General features: G+C 61.2%; 7 protein-coding genes and 1 pseudogene. 5 read left to right on the plus strand and 3 right to left on the minus strand.

Translation table 11 applies throughout. The annotated features are described in order from the left end of the window. Positions 1-14 precede the first annotated feature (14 nt). Together LOY33_RS03350 and LOY33_RS03355 are read left to right on the plus strand one after the other, a co-directional pair. On the plus strand, positions 15-13,607 hold the full coding sequence (locus tag LOY33_RS03350; RefSeq protein WP_258661453.1) for a hemagglutinin repeat-containing protein: 13,593 nt from the start codon (positions 15-17) through the stop codon (positions 13,605-13,607). 5 nt (positions 13,608-13,612) lie between these two features. After that, entirely contained in the window at positions 13,613-13,930 is a 318-nt protein-coding gene (locus tag LOY33_RS03355) for a hypothetical protein (protein WP_253087386.1), read from the plus strand. Positions 13,931-14,230: 300 nt separating this feature from the next. Here LOY33_RS03355 and LOY33_RS03360 read toward each other — a convergent pair. The 3 genes and pseudogenes from LOY33_RS03360 to LOY33_RS03370 all read right to left on the minus strand — a co-directional run. Then, positions 14,231-14,670: pseudogene (locus tag LOY33_RS03360) on the minus strand (transposase); the annotation flags it as partial. Between the two features lie 300 nt (positions 14,671-14,970). Continuing rightward, entirely contained in the window at positions 14,971-16,491 is a 1,521-nt protein-coding gene (locus LOY33_RS03365) for a nucleobase:cation symporter-2 family protein (protein ID WP_043860568.1), read from the minus strand. 264 nt (positions 16,492-16,755) lie between these two features. Continuing rightward, positions 16,756-17,121, minus strand: coding sequence for a PilZ domain-containing protein (locus LOY33_RS03370; protein WP_058540734.1), 366 nt, complete (start codon positions 17,119-17,121; stop codon positions 16,756-16,758). 197 nt (positions 17,122-17,318) lie between these two features. On the opposite strand from LOY33_RS03370, the gene LOY33_RS03375 reads away from it, so the two are divergent. From LOY33_RS03375 to yjiA, 3 genes are all read left to right on the plus strand, one after another. Then, on the plus strand, positions 17,319-19,385 hold the full coding sequence (locus LOY33_RS03375) for a carbon starvation CstA family protein (protein WP_043860566.1): 2,067 nt from the start codon (positions 17,319-17,321) through the stop codon (positions 19,383-19,385). Between the two features lie 18 nt (positions 19,386-19,403). Then, a complete protein-coding gene (locus LOY33_RS03380) occupies positions 19,404-19,601 on the plus strand; it encodes a YbdD/YjiX family protein (RefSeq protein ID WP_043860565.1) in 198 nt (65 codons plus the stop codon). A 62-nt stretch (positions 19,602-19,663) separates the two neighbouring features. Next, on the plus strand, positions 19,664-20,647 hold the full coding sequence (gene yjiA, locus LOY33_RS03385) for a GTPase (protein WP_167400244.1): 984 nt from the start codon (positions 19,664-19,666) through the stop codon (positions 20,645-20,647). The last annotated feature ends 95 nt before the right edge of the window (positions 20,648-20,742 follow it).

Consider the following 20,742-nt stretch of genomic DNA (forward strand, 5'->3'; position numbering starts at 1 on the left):
CAGCGAGATGTGACATGGACGTTCGACTTTTTGCCTTCTTGGCGCGCCAGCGCTCGGCCACGATTCAATCGCGTGAGTCTTTCTGCGGGCTATCCAAGCGTGGCTTGGCATTCATTCTAGCCAATGCCATGTTTTGGCAACCGCTGTGGGTGCAGGCGTCCGAAGGCATAGTGGTCAGCGCACCGGGGACGACATTGGGTCAAGCCGGCAACGGCGTCCCCATCGTCAATATCGCCGCACCTAACGGCAGCGGCCTGTCGCACAACCAGTTCAAGGATTACAACGTCGCCAGTCAGGGCGTGATTCTCAACAACGCCACCGGGCGCACCCAGGCCACCCAGTTGGGCGGGATCATCCTCGGCAACTCCAACCTCAAGGGCAAAGCCGCCAACACCATCCTCAACGAGGTCAACGGTACCAATCCCAGCCAGTTGCGTGGTTACACGGAAGTGGCGGGGCAATCGGCCAAGGTCATCGTCGCAAACCCCCATGGCATCAGCTGCAATGGCTGCGGTTTTATCAACACCCCTCAGGTGACGCTGACCACGGGCACACCGGTGCTCGACCACCAAGGCCGCGTGGGCCGCTACCAGGTCGATGGTGGCAGCGTCAGCCTCGAAGGTGCGGGGCTAAACGCCGACAACGTCGAGCGCTTCGACATCATTACCCGCTCGGCCAGGCTCAACGCGCAGTTGCATGCCCAGGAACTGAACATCGTCACCGGGCGTAATGACGTCGACGCCAGCACACTGGCCACCACCGCGCGCGCGGGCACTGACCAGGCGGCGCCCGCATTGGCCATCGATTCCACCGCACTGGGCGGCATGTATGCCGGGGCGATCAAGCTGGTAGGCACCGAAGCCGGGGTCGGAGTGCGCCTGGCCGGTGACGTTGTGGCCAGTGCGGGGGACATGCAGCTCGATGCCAATGGACACTTGAGCGTGGCGCAGGTCAGTGCCAGTGGGGCGGTGAAGGTCAAGGCGGCGAGTGTCGAGGTGCAGGGGCCGATGTATAGCGGTACCGAGGTGCGTGTGGACAGCGCGGGGGCGCTGGTCAACCAGCAGAGCATTGCGGCGCGTGAGCGTGTGACCTTGCAGGCCGAGGGGACGCTGAGTAACCGCGGTGTTATCGAGGCCGGTGTGAACCCCGACAACAGCCGCAATGGCCGGGGGGATGTGAAGTTGACGGCGGCGCAGTTCGACAACGCGGGCAAGACTGTGGTGGCCAGCCGAAACCTGGCGGTCAATGTGCGTAACGGAGTGGACAACCGGAGTGGTGCGTTCAGTGCCGGGCAAGTGGCGCAGTTCAAAGCCGATAGCTTCGACAACCGGCAACAGGGGCGCCTGGTCAGCGGCGCCCACATGGCAATCGATGGCGGTCAATTGCTCAATGGCAAAGGTGGCCAGGTCACCAGCAAGGGGGCGCTTGATATCACTCTGACCAATCTGGACAACCAGGCGGGTGAGCTGTCGAGCCTTGATGTGATCAGCCTCGATCTGGGCAGCCTGGACAATCGCGCCGGGCGTATTCTGGCCGGCCTTGGCATGGCGCTCACGGCCGCTGAGCATATCGATAACCGAGGCGGTCACCTTGCCAGCCAAGCCACTTTGGGCATCAAGGCCGCCACGCTGAACAATGGCGCCGAAGGTCGCATCAGTGGCAATCAGGCGGTGGCCGTCAGCGTTGGCAGGCTCGACCAGCACGGCGGCCAACTGACGAGTGCCACCGACCTGACCCTGGACCTGAACAAGGGACGTCTGGATAACCGCAATGGCGTGATTGCCGCCCGTCAATTGAACCTGCGTCAGCTAGCCGACGTGGATAACCGTAGCGGCGAAATTTCCAGTCAGCGCGCCCTGCACCTTGTTGCCCACACGCTGGACAACAGCAAAGGCCAGTTGTACAGCGAGCAAGCCCTGACGCTTAGGTTGGATGGCGTGATGAGTAACCTGGGTGGCCTGGTGTCGGCTGAGGGGCTCGACCTTGCGGCGCTGCGCCTGGATAACCGCGAAGGAGTAGTGACCAGTGACGGTGACCTGTTCGTCGCCCTTGGAGAGGGTCTGGACAATCGCCTGGGCGAACTTTCCAGTGCGGGCGTCAGCCGTATCGAAGCCGACCGTATCGACAACCGTGTGGGGACGGTCAGCGGTGACAATGCCCTGCGGCTGAACGTGAAGGGCGCGCTCGACAACAGGCAGGGTGTACTGGCTGCGGGAGGGACGTTGGACGTCGATGCCGGCAGCCTCGACAATACCGCACAGGGCAAGGTGCTCAGCGACGGTTCGCTGCAAGCCAAGGTCAGCGGTCTGTTGAACAACCAGGCGCAGGGCCTGTTCAGTGCAAAGGGCAAGGCGTTGATCGACGCCGGGCAACTGGACAACCGCAGTGGTCGGCTCAGCGGCAAGGATCTGTTGACCCTGCGGGGTGGCCAGTGGGACAACCGCGGCGGCAAGGTCGATGCCAATGGCCAACTTGACCTGCATATCGACAGCCTCGACAACCGCGATCATGGGCAGGTAAGTGGTCAGTCTGGCATCCGTTATAAAGGGCAGGCGCTTCTCAATACTTTAGGGCTGTTCGGTGCCATGGGGGACATGCATCTGACGCTCACGCACCTGGACAATACTGCGGGACATGTGTCGAGCGGTGGCGACCTGAGTGCGCGCGTTGATCGGCTGAATCAGCAAGGCGGCAAGCTCGTTACGCTGGGGCAGTTGAATCTGCGCGGCACGCAGTTGGACAACAGCCAGGGTGGACTGGTCGGTGCCGGCAAGGGCGCGACCCTTGAGGTGCAGACCCTTGATAACCGCGCCGGTGAACTGTCCGCAGGACAGTCCATGGTGCTGCTGGGGCAACGTCTGGACAACAGCGCGGGCAAGCTTCTGGCCGGCACGGACCTGAGGCTGAAGGTTGCCCAGGTGATCAACCAGTCCCAGGGGCTGTTGCGTGCCAGCGGGGAGTTGACACTCGATGGCGTGGGCCTGGACAACACTGGTGGTCGCCTAATCGGTGAGCAGCACATACACCTCAAGACCGGCGAGACGCTGCGTAATGAACGGGGTCTGATCACTACTGAGGGCGACCTTGTCGTAACGGCTGCCAGCCTGGACAACACCGACGGAACCCTGAGCAGCGCCGGCAACCTTGCGCTTGCAGCAGAGGGCGGTGTGAACAACCGACGCGGCTCTCTTGCTGCCGAGGGACGGATGACCGTTACCAGCGTCCGGCTGGACAACCGTGCGGGAGAAATGGGGGCACACGGTGCGCTGACGTTGACCACCGGTGACCTGGACAATCGCGAGCGCGGCCAACTGACCGGCAACGGCAGGCTGGTGGTCCAGGCTGCACAGGTCAGCAATGGTGTTGGCAGCCGGATTGCCAGCGAAGGCGCCGCTGAAATCACTGCCAGCGGCCTGGACCAGCAGGGGGGCGAACTGTTCAGCAAGACATCGTTGAGCCTGGACCTTGGCTCGGGTCAGTTGACCAACCGGGGCCTGATCAATGCACCGGTTCTGGTACTCAAGAACCTCGCGGCGGTGGATAACCAGCAGGGTGAAATTTCCAGCGCTCAGGCGGTGAACCTCAGCGCCACTCGCCTGGACAACCGACTCGGCAAACTCATCAGCAACCAGCAATTGACGGTACGCGTCGACCAGGCTATCGCAAACGTCAAGGGCCTAGTCTCGGGCAATGGCCTTACCCTCTCTGCCGCCAGCTTGGACAACCGTGAAGGTCTGGTCAGCAGTCGCCAGGCACTGTCCCTGTCCGTTGAGGGCCTGCTCGACAATCGTCAAGGCACATTGGTGGGTGACGCCGCGAGTCGGTTGCTTGCCGCTACGCTGGACAACGGTCAGGGCACGGTTTCCAGCAAAGGGAACCTGGTCGTCGAGGCCGGCAGGATGATCAATGCCGGCGGTTCGCTTGTGGGACTTGGGCAGATGCAGCTCAAAGGCGGTTACCTGGATAACCGTCTGCTGGGGCTGGTCGGTGGCAACGCAGCGGTGTTGCTCGATATCGCGCAGGTGGACAACCGCGGCGGTGAAATCACTGGCAAGACCACCCTTGGTCTTACCGGCGCACAGTTGGACAACAGCGATGGTGGCCTGCTGGTCGCGGGGACCGACCTGTCGCTGGACGTACAGCAGTTACTCAACCGCAACCAGGGTCGCATCGAGGCACACACCGGCCTGACACTCACTGGCCAGCGTCTGGACAATGAGGGTGGGCGCTTGCTCAGCCAGCAGGACATGGCCGTGATGCTGACCGGGCAGGCACTCAACCGTGCCGGGCTGATCAACGCTGAAGGCAAATTGGCGCTGACCCTGCTGGGGCTGGACAACAGCGCCGGCACCTTATCCAGCGCTGGCGCGATGCAGTTGGCAGCCGGTGGCGCGGTGCTCAACCAGGGGGGGCGCTTGCTCACTGATGAGGGCCTGAGGCTCACCAGTGCCAGCCTGGACAACAGCGCCAAGGGCGTACTGGCAAGCAAGGGTGGGCTGGACATTGGCACCGGCCATTTCGACAACAGCCATGAAGGCAGCGTCAGCAGCAACCTTACCTTGGCCATTCGCGCCGGCCAGCTGGACAACCATGACGGTGGCCGTCTTGGCAGCCGTGAAGCGCTCACTGCCAGTGTCAACGGGCTCGACCAGCAAGGTGGCAAGCTGTTCAGCGACGCCTCCGTGCACCTGGACCTCAATCACGGTCATCTGGACAACCGTGCTGGTCTGATCAATGCGCCGTTGCTGGTGCTGGACAACCTGAAGACGGTGGACAATCGCGCGGGCGAAATCTCCAGCGCCCAGGCGTTCACCCTGGCTGCTCGACAGCTGGACAACGGCGGCGGCCGTGTGCTGAGCAACCAGGCATTGCACGTGCGCGTCAGCGAACTGTTGAGCAACCTGAAGGGAATGCTCGCTGCCCAATCGCTCGATGGCCGCGTGGGGCGGCTGGATAACAGTGCGGGTACTCTGGTGAGCCTGAGTGGCATGAGCCTGGAGGTCAACGCGCTGTTGCTCAATCGCGACAACGGCATGATCGAGGCGCGCAGCAATCTTGCCTTGAGCAGCCTGGGCCTAGACAACCAACGCGGCAAACTGCTGGGCAGTGCCATCACGCTGGATATGCGCGGCGCCGACCTGGATAACAGTGGCGGGCTGATCACTACCGCAGGCCCTTTGACCCTGGATAACCTGCGCAAGCTGGCCAACGTGGGCGGTGAGCTTTCCACGGCCCGTGACTTGCGTTTCAAGGCGGGCGAGTTGGACAACCGCAATGGCGTGCTGCTCAGCGAGCAGTCCTTGAGCGTGACGGCGACAGACATCGACAACCAGAGCGGCCTGGTCTCGGGCTGGCAGGGCCTGGCTGTTACCGCCCAGCGCCTGGATAACCGCCAGCAGGGCACGCTATCAAGCCGCTCTGGCGACCTTGAGGCGCAGGTCGAGCACGCCCTGCGCAACAGCGGCAGGGGGGCACTGGTCGCCCAGCAGCGCCTGGAGGTCAGCGCTGCCAGCCTCGACAACAGCGCCAACGGCGTACTGTCCAGCGGTGCGGGCCAGCGCCTGACGGTAACCGGCACGCTCGACAACCAGGAGGGCGGACTGATCGACGCCGGGGGCGACCTCGAGATCAGCGCGCACACCCTCGACAATCGCACGGGGCGTGTGGCGGCGCAGCAGGGGTTGAGCCTGAGCGGTACACGGCTGGACAACCGTGCCGGTAGCCTGGCCGCACAGGGCGTGCTGACCCTCGACCTGCTGGCTGATGTGGTCAACCGCGGTGGCAAGCTAGCCAGCGGCAAGGCCTTGCTGATTCAGCGTGCGGGCGTGCTCGACAATCAAGGCGGTCAGATCGCCAGCCAAGGTTTGCTGACACTGCTGGTGGCGGGGCTGGACAACAGCCAACGCGGCACGCTTGCCGCCAGCGACCTGCTTACCCTCACCAGCACGGGAGGTGTGGATAACGGCGAGCAAGGGCTGATCTACAGCCAGCACGCAGACGTGAACCTGCGTGCGGCGAGCCTTGCCAATGCCAAGGGTACCTTGCAGGCCCAAGGCGCCGTGGCGATCGAGCTGGATGGCGACCTCGACAACCAGAGTGGCAAGGTCATCGCTCAGGGAGGGGCCCTGACCCTGAGCGGCGTCAATGTCGACAACCGAGGTGGCGTGCTCGCCAGCCTCAAGAGCGCATTCGTCGCGCGCAGCACCGGCGTGTTGCGAAACGGGGTGGATACGCTGGGGCAGGGCGGCATTCTTCAAGCCCTGCGGCTGGATCTACAAACCGGGCAGCTCGACAATCGTGGCGGACGCATCGCGGCGCTCGATGGCGACGCGCTGATCCGCGCCCACCGACTGGACAATCGCGCCGGCGGGCTTTCCGCCAGTGGCCTGCTGAGCGTCACCGGCCAAGACCTGGCCAACGGCGGTGACACCCGAGGCGAAATGGTCGGCCAACGTATCGAGCTTGACCTGACCGGCGCCCTGGATAACCGCAAGGGCATCCTCGAAAGCGCGAGTGTGCTGGGCATCAACGCCGCCAGCCTGGACAACCAGGGTGGGCAGTTGCGGGCACTGGGCGCCACCGGCAAGAGCCGGTTTGCCATCGGCGGGCTGTTCGACAACCGCAGCGGCCTGGTAGAGATCGGCAGCAGTGACCTCACCCTCGGCGCAGGATTGCTGAAGAACGTGGGCGGCAAGGTGCTGCACGCGGGCACCGGCACATTCGACATCGATATGGCCAACCTTACCCGTGCTGGTGGCAGCCTAGTCACGCGCGGCGGCCTGACACTGACGGCCGATAGCTGGACCAACGGCAGCGCCATCCAGGCAGGGCGCCTGAACCTGAACATCAATCACCTGACCCAGACCGCTGGCGGCCAGTTGCTAGCTTCTGATCGGCTTGAGGGCATCGGCGGCAATTGGAGCAATGACGGGCTGATCGCCAGTGACGGCGATCTCAGCCTTAGCCTGCGTGGCACTTATAGCGGTAATGGTCGCGTCAGCAGCCAGGGTTCACTAAACGTGCGAACTGCGCAGATGGCATTGGGCAGCAACGCCAGCATGACGGGGGTGGGCACAAGTAACGTCGATGTAAGTGGCCTGTTGAGTAACCTGGGGCGACTGACCTCGGGGGCAGACATGTTGGTCAGCGCAGGACGCCTGGATAACCTAGGAACGTTAGGCAGCAACCAACGGTTGAGCGTAACCACCGCTAGCCTGCGCAATGAGCGCGGGTTGCTGTTCAGCGGCGGTGATATGCAGTTGTTCACAGGTAACTTGACCAATTTCTATGGTGACGTTTACAGCCTTGGCACGTTGACCGTAGCGCGAGATGTAGCGGGGAGTTGGGCGGATAAGCTTGAGAATATTTCCGGCAGCCTCGAAAGTGCGGGTGACATGCGCTTGGGTGTGGGAGAGATCGAAAACCGGAAAGAGTTTTTCAAGGTGTCGGGAACACCCGTGTGGAGTTCTATCGGCATGCGAGAGACCGGACAAAATTCCGGACATATGGTGCTGCAGGAGTACTATGAGTCAGAACTGGAGGCCGACTCTCCTGCGGCAATCATTCAATCCGGAAGGGATCTTTTCATTCTTGGGCGTAACCTTGAGAACTCCGCTTCTGTTATTAGTGCTCAGCGTAACATCACCGCGACTTTAGAGAAGTTCAACAATGCTGGGACAGCATTGGGTACTTATTCTGTCCTGAAGTCGTTTGGCCTGCCCGGATACGTCAATAAGTATGCTAACAAGTTTTGGTCGGCTGTGATGAAGTACAATGCTGTCAACGATCCTGATTATTCCTATGTTTCTCAAGGTTTTGAGAGCCGAGGCACGTTGAGGAGTTGGGACGCCAATTGGAATGAGTCCAGAATCACGCCAACGATACGCCTGAGTTCTGACAACGACCAAGCTGTCACTGTCGGTTGGCGTCACTATGGCACGTTAGTCAGTGGCAGTGCGTTCAATGTGAGGCCGGCGTTTCGGCCGGGCTCACCAGCCCCGCTTCCCGAGCAGTTGCAAGGCATTTCCTTCTTCGATGAGCGCATCATCAATCATGGCGCACAGGTGGGAGCTGCCAACGCCGTAATCCAGGCAGGTGGCCGGGTGCAGATCAACGCCACGAAGAACCTCACCAACAGCGTCATTCGTGAAGGTTTGCCCGTGAGTGGCTCGGCTGCGAAGGCTTTCGACCCAAAGCTTTCGACTGCTTCCAGCAGCACCCTTATCACTATCAATGCGCAATTACCCCCAGATCTGGCCCGACAGCAGGTAAACCCTCTGGCATTGGGGAGCTTCACCCTGCCAACTGGGCAGAATGGGCTGTTCCGCTTGAGTGGGCAAGGGGGCAGCACGGTCAAGGGGGCTTCGCCAACCTGGAGTATGGGCAGTTCTAGCCTCGATTCCCCAGGGCGTGAGGCGGTGGCACCTGGCGTGCAGCTCGGTATGCCTAAGGTGGTCGATGCAGCTGTTTCCAGCCTGAGTAATCAGTATGTCGAACGTCTCGACCATCAAGGCGGCGTGAAAGGGGGGCATGCCAGCGTGCTCAGCTTACATACCCCGGTTGCAACAGCGGTGGATACATCGGTGCCTCAGCGCCATGATGGCGCTAAGGGTCGCACCCCGGAGGTCACTGATGACCTTGGTATCAGCAGCGTGACGCCGCTGCCAGGTATCACCCATGTTCCCAGTAGCCAGTATGTCGGCGCCCCGCACAAGTACCTGATCGAAACCAACCCGGTACTGACCGAACTCAAACAGTTCATGAGCTCCGACTATCTGCTCTCCGGCCTGGGCTACGACCCGGATAAAAGCTGGAAGCGTCTGGGCGACGGTCTCTACGAACAACGCCTCATACAGCAGGCGGTGGTGGCCCGCACCGGCCAGCAGTTCCTCGAAGGGAAGACCTCCGGCGAACAGGTATTCAAGTACCTGATGGACAACGCCATCCGCAGCCAGCGTGAGCTGGCTTTGAGCGTCGGCGTGGGGCTGAGCGCAGCGCAGGTGACAGCCCTGACCCACGATATCGTGTGGATGGAAACGCATCAGGTCAACGGTGAGCAGGTACTGGTTCCGGTGCTCTACCTGGCCCAGGCCAACAACCGCCTGGCACCCAGCGGCGCACTGATCGCCGGCCAGGATGTAGAACTCATCGCAGGCGAGAACCTGACCAACGCAGGTACGCTGCTTGCCTCGCGCGATCTCTCTGCCAAAGCGGGCAATGACCTTGTCAACAGCGGCTTGATCCAGGCTGGCGAGCGGCTGGAACTGTTGGCTGGCAACAACGTGCTCAACAGTACCGGTGGCATCATTGCCGGTCGCGATGTGAGTGTGAGAGCGGTCAACGGTGATCTGATCAACCAGCGTGACCAGACCCGTGCAGTACTCAATCATCGTGGCACAAGCCAGCAGAGTGACTTCCTCGACAACGCCGCGCGCATTGAAGCGGCCAACGACCTTGATCTTTCTGCAGGTCGTGACGTCAAGAACATCGGCAGCGTGATAAAGAGCGGCGGCGACCTGTCCATCAGCGCGGGTCGTGACGTCAGCTTGCTGGCGGTCGAACAACGGGAAAGTTTCTACAGTAGCCAGAAGCGCAACAGCACCGTGCAGCAGCATGGCGCCACGGTTGAAGCGGGGCGTGATCTGGATATCGGCGCTGGCCGTGATATCAATGCCGTAGCCAGTCGCATTGAGGTCGGGCGTGATATCGCCATGGCCGCCACAAGTGACCTCAACCTTGGCGCTGCTGCCGAAGAGGCCCACCGCTATAGCCGTGGCCGCAAAGTTACCCAGTCCCAGGACCGCATTACTCAGGTTTCGACCGTAGTGAGTGCAGGTGGTGACGTGTCCTTGAGCGCGGGCCAGGACCTGTCTATCGTCGCCAGCCAGGTGAAAGGCGGCGGTGCGGTCGATATCGATGCGGCCCGTGATCTGGTTGTCGCTTCCGATCAAGATGAGAGTGCGTCCTACTACCTGAAGAAGAGTAAGGGCTCATTCGGGCGTAGCAGTTCCGAGCAGAAAGAGAGCTACCACAGCACCAATGTCGCGTCTCTGATCGAGGCGGGCAAAGACCTCACCATCAACACCAGCAAGGCCGCCGATGGCAGTCTGAACCTGGATGGCGGGCGCAACGTCAGCATCATTGGCAGCGAACTCAAGGCTGGCAGTGACCTGCTGATGGCGGCCGCAGGAGACGTTGCGGTGTTGTCCGGAATCGAAGAGCACGGCAGCTTCAGCAAGAAGACCAAGTCAGGCTTCCTCGGCCTCAGCAGAAGCGGCAAGAGCCAGCTCAAGACCAGCGCCAGTCAGGTGGCCAGTGAGCTGGAGGCCGGCAATGACGCAGTCATCGCCGCAGGCGGCGACGTACGGATACGCGCCAGCGAAACCCGTGCCGGCAACGACGTGGAACTGCGCGCCGGCTTGGTCAACGCCGCAGGCGATATCAACCTTGTGTCTGCCAATGACACGGCCTATAGCCATAGTGAGCAGTACAAGCAGAAGGTCGGGTTGAGCGCATCCAATGGCTTCCTATCGATCGCCTCGGCCAAGGAATCTGGACGTCAGGCGCAAACCAGCACCAGCGTAGGTAGTCAGGTGGTGGCGGACCGCGATGCCACGCTGCAAGCCAAGCGCGATATCAACGTGGTTGGCAGCGGGATCGACGCCGGTCGCAATGTCAGCCTAAATGCCGGGCGCGATGTAAATGTGCTGGCGGCGCAGAACCAGCAGTACGACGAACAATGGTCTCGCCACAAGCAGGTCGGGCTGGGTGTTTCGGGCGATGACAATGGCGTGAGTTTCTTTGCAGGCGCTGAACAGCTCAAGGAGAAGCAGCGCCTTGAGCAGCAAACTGCCGCTGCCAGCCAGATCAGTGCCGGGCAAGACCTGGCCGTGGTCGCAGGTCGCGATATCAACCAGGCTGGCTCGGATGCGCAAGCCGCGCGCGATATCGACTTTACTGCTGTACGTGACATTAACATCGATGCCGCGCAGCAGTTGCGCGTGAGCGAACAGCAGCGTGAGCTCCAGCGCAACGGTGTAACTGCCACCGTCAACCACAACTTCGGTAATGCCAAGGACGCCGCAAACGGCGCAGGCAAGGGCGACAATGCTGTCAGCAAGGTCTCCAGTACCCTCAAGGGCTTCGACGCAGTCAACCAGTTCATGGCCGGGCCGACGGCGGACGTCAAGGTGGGCCACAGCATCCAGAGCGTCACCCAGCAGACGGTGGAGCACAGCACCCGATCATCCACGCTGGATGCGGGCAGGGACGTCAATGTCGCTGCCGGCAACGATGTGACGATCAAGGGCGGGCAGTTGCAGGCCGAGCGCGACATAAACATCAAGGGGCGCGATATCCACCTTGACGTGGCCAAGGGCAGCGTGACTCAGGAAAACGTACAGCGTGAAAGCTGGGGTGGTGCCCATGGTGGTACCAGCGGTGGCTTCAAAGTAGGCGTTGGGGGCAGCTATGGTGCCGCCGCTGCGGATTCGACACAGGGCTCCTCGACACCGGCTCAATTGGCGGCAGGGCGCGATGTCAATCTGCAGGCCAGCCGTGACATGAATCTGGTGGGCACTCAGGTGTCTGCCGGGCGTGACATCGACCTCAAAGCCGGCAACGACCTCAACATCCGTGCGGTGCATAACGACAGCAGCAGTAACGAGCACCGACATAATGCCGGCGGGGAGGCTGGCTTTGCGTTCGGTTCCGATGGGGTCGGTGTGTATGCCAGTGTCAGCCCGGGCGAGGGCAATCTGGAACGTGAAGCTGAACGCCACCAGCAAGCCTACCTGTATGCCGGCGACCGCTTGAACTTCAGCAGCGCCGGGGATACCACGATTGCCGGTGCTGACCTGCGCGGCGACGAAGTGCTGGGACGGGTGGGGGGCGACCTGAAGGTCGCGTCGCTTGCTGACACGGGCCGGGTCAAGGGTAAGGAATCCGATCTTAACGTGACGGTTACAGTTGGCATTGGGGCAGGCATCAGCGGCTCCGTGGGCTACGGCAAGACCAGCGGCAAGACCCATTGGGTTGACCAGCAAACCACCATCACCGGTACGAGTAAAGTCGATGTTCGTACTGAAAACCACACTCAGGTCGATGGGGCGCTGATTGCAGCCGATAACGGCAATCTCAAACTCGACACCGGCACGCTTGGCTTCAGCGACATCGCTGGCAGCGATAAAGAGCATGGCTACTACTTGAACGTGGGTGGCAGCTTCAGCAAAGGTAGCGGGGGTACGACTCAGGATGCCAGCCAGGTCGGCAAGGGTGATAACGGGCGCGATGGCAAAACCAGCTGGAGCGTGAGCGGCTGGGAATATCAGAAGGATCGCGAGCAAATCGTGCGAGCCACCGTAGGGGCTGGCGAGATCGTGGTGCGCAATGATGCTGTCACCGGTATCGACTCCACGAAGGGCCTCAACCGAGATCTCAACAAGGCTTACGAGATCACACGCGACCAAGAGCAGTACACACACCTTTACGTCACTGGTTCGTCAGTAAACGCGGTGATGACCCCCAAGCAGACGTTTGATCGTTGGAAAGCCAATGCGGCCCGCTACGGCGAAAACAGTGAGCAGGCACTGAACGATCTCAGTGATCTTGTGTTCACCATGTCCGCATTTGCGCAGGGCAACGGTGCCATTGCGGTCAACAATACATTGGTGTCGCGTGCAAAAATGCGCGAGTTCACTCACCGCGATCCAGCCAGACGAGCGGTTATCGTCAATGGGGTAATCGCCGATCTGACCCATGGAGCGACCACGCCTGAGTCTCAAGCATTAGCCCAACGTCTGACCGAACTGGCGGGTGAGTCGCCGGAAAAAGCCCTTCAGGTGATCGCGCAGTTGAGGCTGCTTTCCGATTCGAGTCTTGGGCAGTCGAACTGGGTAGCCTCACCTCAATTGGCTTATGGCACTATCGTTGGAGTAGGCGCGGCACTTTCGGCCTATTACGCGGCACCCAACAACAGCGAGGGATTGGTTGCAGCTGCCAGCGCATTGGAAGCGGCCACGTGGGAAACGGGGAAAGACGTCAAGCACCAGATGGAGGTTTCGGCCACGATCTGGACGATACTGTTGGGTACGAAACTGCCGATCGCCGATTTTGATCCCAAGTCGGGCGTTTACGACAACCCGATCGCGGGTTCAAATAACGGGCATCCGGTCAGTGGTGGGTATGCGGAGGGTGGAGGCCTGGTGACCACGCCGCATACGGGCGGCACACAGCTGGATGGACAGAAGGGGGATGGTGCGTATGTGACGCCGGGGCATCAGTTGAGTCCGGGGGGGATGTACAGTGAGGTGGGCGATGCGGGAGAGGGTGCAAAAGGAATACCTTCAATCGTGGAGCCAAAAATTGCTCAGCAAATGGGGAAGCGGGGTTGGACAACCGATTCTCTTGAAGGTGTTATCGCAAACCCAAGCAAGACTGTTGTGACTAGAGATACTAGGTTCGATCCGGCTTCTGGTACCAGACTCAATGATCCCGCAACTGGTTATGTAGCCAAAGATGGTTCTTACGTTGTGCGGAATGACCGGACTGGTGCGATCGTGCAGGTATCGGATAAGAATGATAAAAATTGGGTCGCGCCATGGGACTAAATGTAATGAACGAATTTATATTTCTGGGTGCGGGGCCGGAGCCCACTAGGTTTTGGGGTGAAACGCCGTTATTTAACTTAATTGATGGGCATAAATTACTAGTTTTTTGCGATGAACACGATGCAGCCGTACTCGGAATCGAGGGGTTTAAAGTCATTGGAGATAAAAGAGTGCCTGACATGGATTGTATTGCGGATTTTTCTGCCCTGGCTATGACTGCCGGAGAGCTATTCCCGGCTGAGTCTAGAAAATCGGCCAAGTACTTCCTAAGTACGATTTCAGACCCTGATACGCTATTGGAGTTCGTTTTAGTTAAAGCTTGACGGTGCAAAAGGGGCTGCAGACACTCTGGCTACGCTGAGTCAAGGCCAAAAAAGAGCTGTCGGAAAAATTGACAATATTCTTAATAATTTCAAGAATAGTGATATTACGGGTACCTTAAAGGATATGGCTGGTAATCCTGTTCCGAAGCCTGGCGGTTGTTATCGGGATCACCTAAGGATACTCCGATCAACTTGCCGAAAAGCGGCAGCCGGCCAAGCATTCTGCGGCGCGTGGCGCTGATTGCCGAAAGAAAGTCCCAGGCACAGCGTTTTGAGGGCTTTGTCGCCCGTTCTTCCGTGTTACGCGCGTAACTCGCCCATACTCATTAGCTTTTTTCGAGCCATCCACAGGTTCGACAGAGCGAACAGCGTGGTCAACTGAGCCGTGTTCTTCATCAGCCCTCGAAAGCGCACTTTCACGTAACCAAGTTGCCGTTTGATCACCCGAAACGGATGCTCAACCTTGGCCCGTGTCTGAGCTTTGCAGTACTCAATTTTGCGCTTGGCTTTGTAAAGCAGGCTGCGTTTGTTCAGCTTGGAATACGTGCTGCGGCGCGCGGCGACTTGCCAGATTACTCACGACTTTCATGCTCTTCGCGCTTCTCGACACCGATGTATCCGGCGTCTGCATACACCGTGCTTTCTTCGCCATGCAACAGCTCGGCGACCTGTGTGACATCGGCCACATTGGCTGCGGTGCCATGGACGTGATGAACCAGGCCGGACTCAGCATCGACGCCAGCGCCTGGGATAGGTCGGCACTGTCGGCCAGCGCGTTGCCGGCATGCAGCCCATGACGGTCAGGGCCGCGTCCAGCAGGCGAGCGGTACGAGGAACAACAGGGTGGCCGGGCATACGTGCCATGTGTGCGTCCTTTGCAGGGGTATCGAGGGCGAGGATGATCACAGAGAGACCATGCTTGTGCCGTCAGGCCTTCCCGTCTCGGTGCGCCCACATTCAGTCGCTTTCCGATGGCCAACAGGCACACACAAAAAGGGCCGGTGCACGTGCACCAGCCCTTCCTCATCAACCGAGCACTATCAATGCTCAGCCACCGTCTCTCGCCTCACTACCTGCCCCCCATGCTCATCCTTCTCCAGCAACGGAATCTCCTTGCCCTCGGCATCGAACAGCTTGCCGTCTTCGAAGTAGTCGCCGTCACGCAGCCCGGAAATGTCCGAGTAGTTCAGCGTGCGCTCGGAGGCGGCCACGAACACCGACTGATGATCGGAGTTGCCGGTCTTGAAGTGGTTGAACACCAGGTTCAGCAGAATCGCCATGATCGCCGACGAGCTGATGCCGGAGTGGAAGATGGTCTCGAACCAGTTCGGGAACTGCGCGTAGAAGTTGGGCGCGGCAATCGGGATCATGCCGAAGCCCAGTGAGGCGGCCACGATGATCAGGTTCATGTTGTTGCGGTAGTCCACCTTGGACAGCGTGCGGATACCACTGGCCGCCACGGTGCCGAACAGCACGATCCCCGCGCCACCCAGTACCGAGGTCGGTACGGCGGCAATCACCCGGCCCATGATCGGCAGCAGGCCCAGCACCACCAGGATCACGCCACCGGTAGCCACCACGTAGCGGCTCTTCACCCCGGTCACGGCCACCAGGCCGACGTTCTGGGCGAATGCGCTCTGGGTGAACGAACCGAAGATCGGCGCCAGGATGCTCGAGGCCATGTCGGCACGCAGGCCATCGCCCAGGCGCTTGGAGTCGACCTTGGTGTCGATGATCTCACCTACCGCGAGGATGTCGGCCGAGGTTTCCACCAGGGTCACCATGATCACGATGCACATCGACAGGATGGCCGCGATATGGAAGGTCGGCATGCCGAAGTGGAACGGGGTAGGGAAGGCCACCAGTGGACCTTCGAGCACCTTGCTGAAATCAGCCATGCCCAGCGACCAGGCGATCAGGGTGCCGAACACCATCGCCAGCAGGATCGACAGCCGCGAGATCGCCGCGCTGCCCAGCTTGCTCAGTATCAGCACGATCAGGAAGGTCACCGCCGCCAGGCCGATGTTGGACATGCTGCCGAAGTCCGGTGCCTTGCTGTTGCCGCCCATGACCCAGCGCGCCGCGACCGGCATCAGGGTCAGGCCGATGGTGGTGATCACGATGCCGGTCACCAGTGGCGGGAAGAACTTGGTGATGCGCGAGAACACCGGGGTGATCAGAAACCCGATCAACGAGGCCGCCATCACCGCGCCCAGCACTCCCGGCAGGCCGCCGCCGCCCTCGCTGCTGAGAATCGCGCCCATGGTGGCCACGCCGGCAAACGAAACGCCCTGTACCAGCGGCAACTGGCAACCGAAGAACGGCAGGCCCAGGGTCTGCAGCAGGGTCGCCAGGCCACCGGCAAACAGCGATGCGGCAATCAGCAGGCCGATGTCGGCCGGGCCCAGGCCGGCCGCCTGGCCGAGAATCAGCGGTACCGCGACGATACCGCCGTACATGGTGAGTACGTGTTGCAGCCCGTACGCCAGGTTGGCGCCGAGCCCCAGGTTCTCGTCTTCAGGACGTGATGCCGTGGACGTGTCGGGGGAGGACGTAGTCATGGGAGCAGGTTCTCTGTTTTATTGTTGTGGCGCTACTGTAGACAACTCGTGCCATTCATTGCCAGAACAATTGTATACAATTTTTAGATTGGCACAGGAACAGTCAGGTCATTGGTTTGGGTGCAGGCGTGGATGCAGTTATCGTTCCAACACGCAGCACCAGGCCCGCCAGGGCTGGGTCCGGTGGCATGAACGGCTGTTTGAAAGCTGTCTGGGTGGACAGGAAGGCGGGGCGGGGTCAGGTCGGTAGCGGGCTAAAAGATTTCAAATGTCGATGAGTTGATGGAATTCGCGCTCCAGTTCGGTGCGATCGGCCAGGTTGAGCTCCACCAGGCGGCACAGGTGCTCCAGCGAATCGAGGTCGATGTGCTCGCAGATAAACCCCAGCTGGGTGTCGTCGACATGGCGCAGTTCCACCGTCATGGTGACAAACGCCTCTTCACCCAGGCGTATCTGCGCAGCGAACGGCCGCTCGAGGTCGGCGTCCCAGGCCTTGGGCGCCTCGATCAGCAGGCCCTTGAGCGACAGGTCGAGCAGGTTGACCGGCCAGCGTCGTTCGCCCTGGAGCAGTTCGGTCGGTGCATCGAAGGGTATGCGCTGGAAGCGCCGGCGTTCTGGGTGATCGCTCATGGTGAAGGCCCTTTGCAGTAGAACCTGGCTGGAACCTGACTGACTATAGCTCAGGGCTTGCCAGCATGATCGCGAACGCGCATAACGAGACTGTGGGCGGGGCTGCAGGCTCTAGACCAAAGCAAGTATGGCAATGCGCCAAGACTCGCCCTAGACTCGATGGGCGGTCTTTCATATCCACTAGCTGGAAGCAAACCATGAACAACAATAATAGCCTGCTACGCCATATACCATGGCTGCTGCTGGCAGTCCTGGGGGCCTGTGCGCTGGGTGTGGTTGCCCTGCGCCGTGGCGAAGCGATCAACGCCTTGTGGATTGTGGTTGCCTCGGTAGCCCTCTACCTGGTCGCCTACCGTTACTACAGTCTGTTCATCGCCACCAAGGTGATGCAGCTGGACCCGCGCCGGGCCACCCCGGCGGTGCTCAACAACGATGGTCTGGACTACGTGCCGACCAACAAGCACATCCTGTTCGGTCACCACTTCGCGGCCATCGCCGGCGCTGGCCCGCTGGTGGGCCCGGTACTGGCTGCGCAGATGGGCTATCTGCCCGGTACGCTCTGGCTGATCGCCGGCGTGGTACTGGCCGGTGCAGTGCAGGACTTCATGATCCTGTTCCTGTCCACCCGCCGCAACGGTCGCTCGCTGGGCGACATGGTGCGTGAGGAAATGGGCCGCATTCCCGGCACCATCGCCCTGTTCGGCTGCTTCCTGATCATGATCATCATCCTTGCGGTGCTGGCGCTGATCGTGGTCAAGGCCCTGGCCGAAAGCCCATGGGGCATGTTCACGGTGATGGCGACCATCCCCATCGCGATGTTCATGGGCGTGTACATGCGTTATATCCGCCCGGGCCGCATCGGCGAGATCTCGCTGATCGGTGTGGTGCTGCTGTTGCTGTCCATCTGGCTGGGGGGCCTGGTGGCCGCCGATCCGGTGTGGGGCCCGGCGTTCACCTTCACCGGCGTGCAGATCACCTGGATGCTGGTGGGCTATGGCTTCGTCGCCGCCGTGCTGCCGGTATGGCTGGTGCTGGCGCCGCGTGACTACCTCTCCACCTTCCTCAAGATCGGTACCATCATTGCCCTGGCCATCGGCATCCTGGTGCTGGCGCCCGAGCTGAAGATGCCGGCGCTGACCCAGTTCACCGACGGCACCGGCCCTGTGTGGAAGGGCACCCTGTTCCCGTTCCTGTTCATTACCATCGCCTGTGGCGCGGTATCGGGCTTCCATGCGCTGATCTCCTCGGGCACCACGCCCAAGCTGCTGGACAACGAAGTCAACGCCCGCTACATCGGCTATGGCGGCATGCTGATGGAGTCGTTCGTCGCGATCATGGCCATGGTTGCCGCCTCGGTGATCGAGCCGGGCGTGTACTTCGCCATGAACAGCCCGGCCGCGGTGGTCGGTGCCGACGTGGTGTCGGTGGCGCAGACAGTCAGCAGTTGGGGCTTTGCCATCACCCCCGAGCAGCTCGAGGCGGTCGCCCGGGACATCGGCGAGCACACCGTGCTGGCCCGTGCCGGTGGTGCGCCGACCCTGGCGGTGGGTATCGCACAGATCCTGCACCAGGTACTACCGGGTGAAAACACCATGGCGTTCTGGTACCACTTCGCGATCCTGTTCGAAGCCCTGTTCATCCTCACTGCGGTAGACGCCGGTACGCGTGCCGGGCGCTTCATGCTGCAGGACCTGCTGGGCTCGTTCGTGCCGGCGCTCAAGCGCACCGAGTCGTGGGGCGCCAACCTGCTCGCCACCGCCGGCTGTGTGGCGTTGTGGGGCTACCTGCTGTACCAGGGCGTGATCGACCCGCTGGGTGGCATCAACACCTTGTGGCCGCTGTTCGGCATCTCCAACCAGATGCTGGCCGGTATCGCGCTGATGCTCGGCACCGTGGTGCTGATCAAGATGAAGCGCCAGCAGTACATGTGGGTCACCCTGGTGCCGGCGGTATGGCTGCTGATCTGCACCACCACCGCAGGCTTCATCAAGCTGTTCGACCCGAACCCGGCGGTGGGCTTCCTGGCCCTGGCCAACAAGTACAGCGCGGCGCTGGACGCCGGTCAGGTTCTGGCCCCGGCCAAGGACATCGCGCAGATGCAGCACGTGATCTTCAACGCGTACACCAACGCGACGCTGACCGCGCTGTTCCTGTTCGTGGTGTTCAGCATCCTGTTCTTCGCGCTCAAGGTCGGTATCCGCGCCTTGAACAAGAAAGAACGTACCGACAAGGAATCGCCGTTCCAGGCCTTGCCGGACGCGTAAACCAAGAGGATTGCAGACATGTTCAACGATCTCGGTCGACTGGGTAAGTACCTGGGGCAGGCAGCCCGCCTGATGGTCGGCATGCCCGACTACGACAATTACGTCGAGCATATGCAAACCCGGCACCCCGACCTGCCGCCGATGACCTACGAGGAGTTCTTCCGGGAACGCCAGGAGGCGCGCTACGGCGGCAAGGGCGGGCCCAAGTGCTGTTGAAAGACGGCACCGCCCGCGTGTGACAAACCTGTGGGAGCCCGGGCAGCCGGGCTCCCACAGTCATTTCAGTGTTCAGGAGATTTTCCGTGCAACCCATTCCCGTCACCGTGCTCAGCGGTTTTCTGGGGGCCGGCAAGACCACCTTGCTGCGCCACCTGCTCAAGGCCGAGCACGGCCTGAAAATCGCCGTGATCGAAAACGAGTTCAGCGACGCCGGCATCGACACCCAACTGCTGGGCGACGAACCGGTGCAGGTCATGACCCTGGCCAACGGCTGCGTGTGCTGCACCATCCACACCGACCTGACCAAGGCGCTGTTCCTGCTGCTGGAGCGTCTGGACAGCGGCGAAATCGCCTTCGACCGGCTGGTGATCGAGTGCACCGGCCTGGCCGACCCGGCACCGGTGGCGCAGACCTTCTTCATCGACGAAGAGCTGCGCGAGCGCTACATCCTCGACGGCATCATCACCCTGGTGGATGCCGCGCATGCCGACCTGCACCTGACCCAGACCATCGCCCAGGCCCAGGTCGGGTTTGCCGATCGCCTGCTGGTGAGCAAGACCGACCTGGTCGATGCGGCCGCGTTCGAGGCTTTGAGCCAGCGCCTGGCGCGGATCAACCGACGTGCGCCGATCCGTGTGGTGGACAACGGCAGGATCGACCTGGCCGAGCTGCTGGATGTGCGCGGGTTCAACCTCAACGCCAGCCTCAACCTGCGGCCTGTTGTGGCGGCGGGCAACAGCCTGGACCGGATCTCCAGCATGGTGCTGCGTACCGATGTGCCGCTGGATATCGACCGGCTGAGCGAGTTCATGAACCAATTGCTGGAGGCGCATGGCAAGCAGCTGTTGCGCTACAAGGGCGTGTTGAACATTGCTGGCGAGGATCGGCGGCTGGTGTTTCAGGGCGTGCTGAAGCTCTATGGCTTCGACTGGGATACCGAGTGGGCCGAAGGCGAACAGCGCGAGAGTGTGATGGTGTTCATTGCCGATGACCTGCCCGAGGCGAAGATTCGCGAGGGGTTCGAGGCCTTGGGTCGCCCCTGAGGGCCCATCGCGGGTCAAGCCCGCTCCCACAGGTTTACTACCCATCTGGAGGGCTATGAAATCCTGTGGGAGCGGGCTTGACCCGCGATGCCACA

It is taken from the genome of Pseudomonas sp. B21-036 (assembly GCF_024748925.1).
Lineage (GTDB): Bacteria > Pseudomonadota > Gammaproteobacteria > Pseudomonadales > Pseudomonadaceae > Aquipseudomonas > Aquipseudomonas palmensis.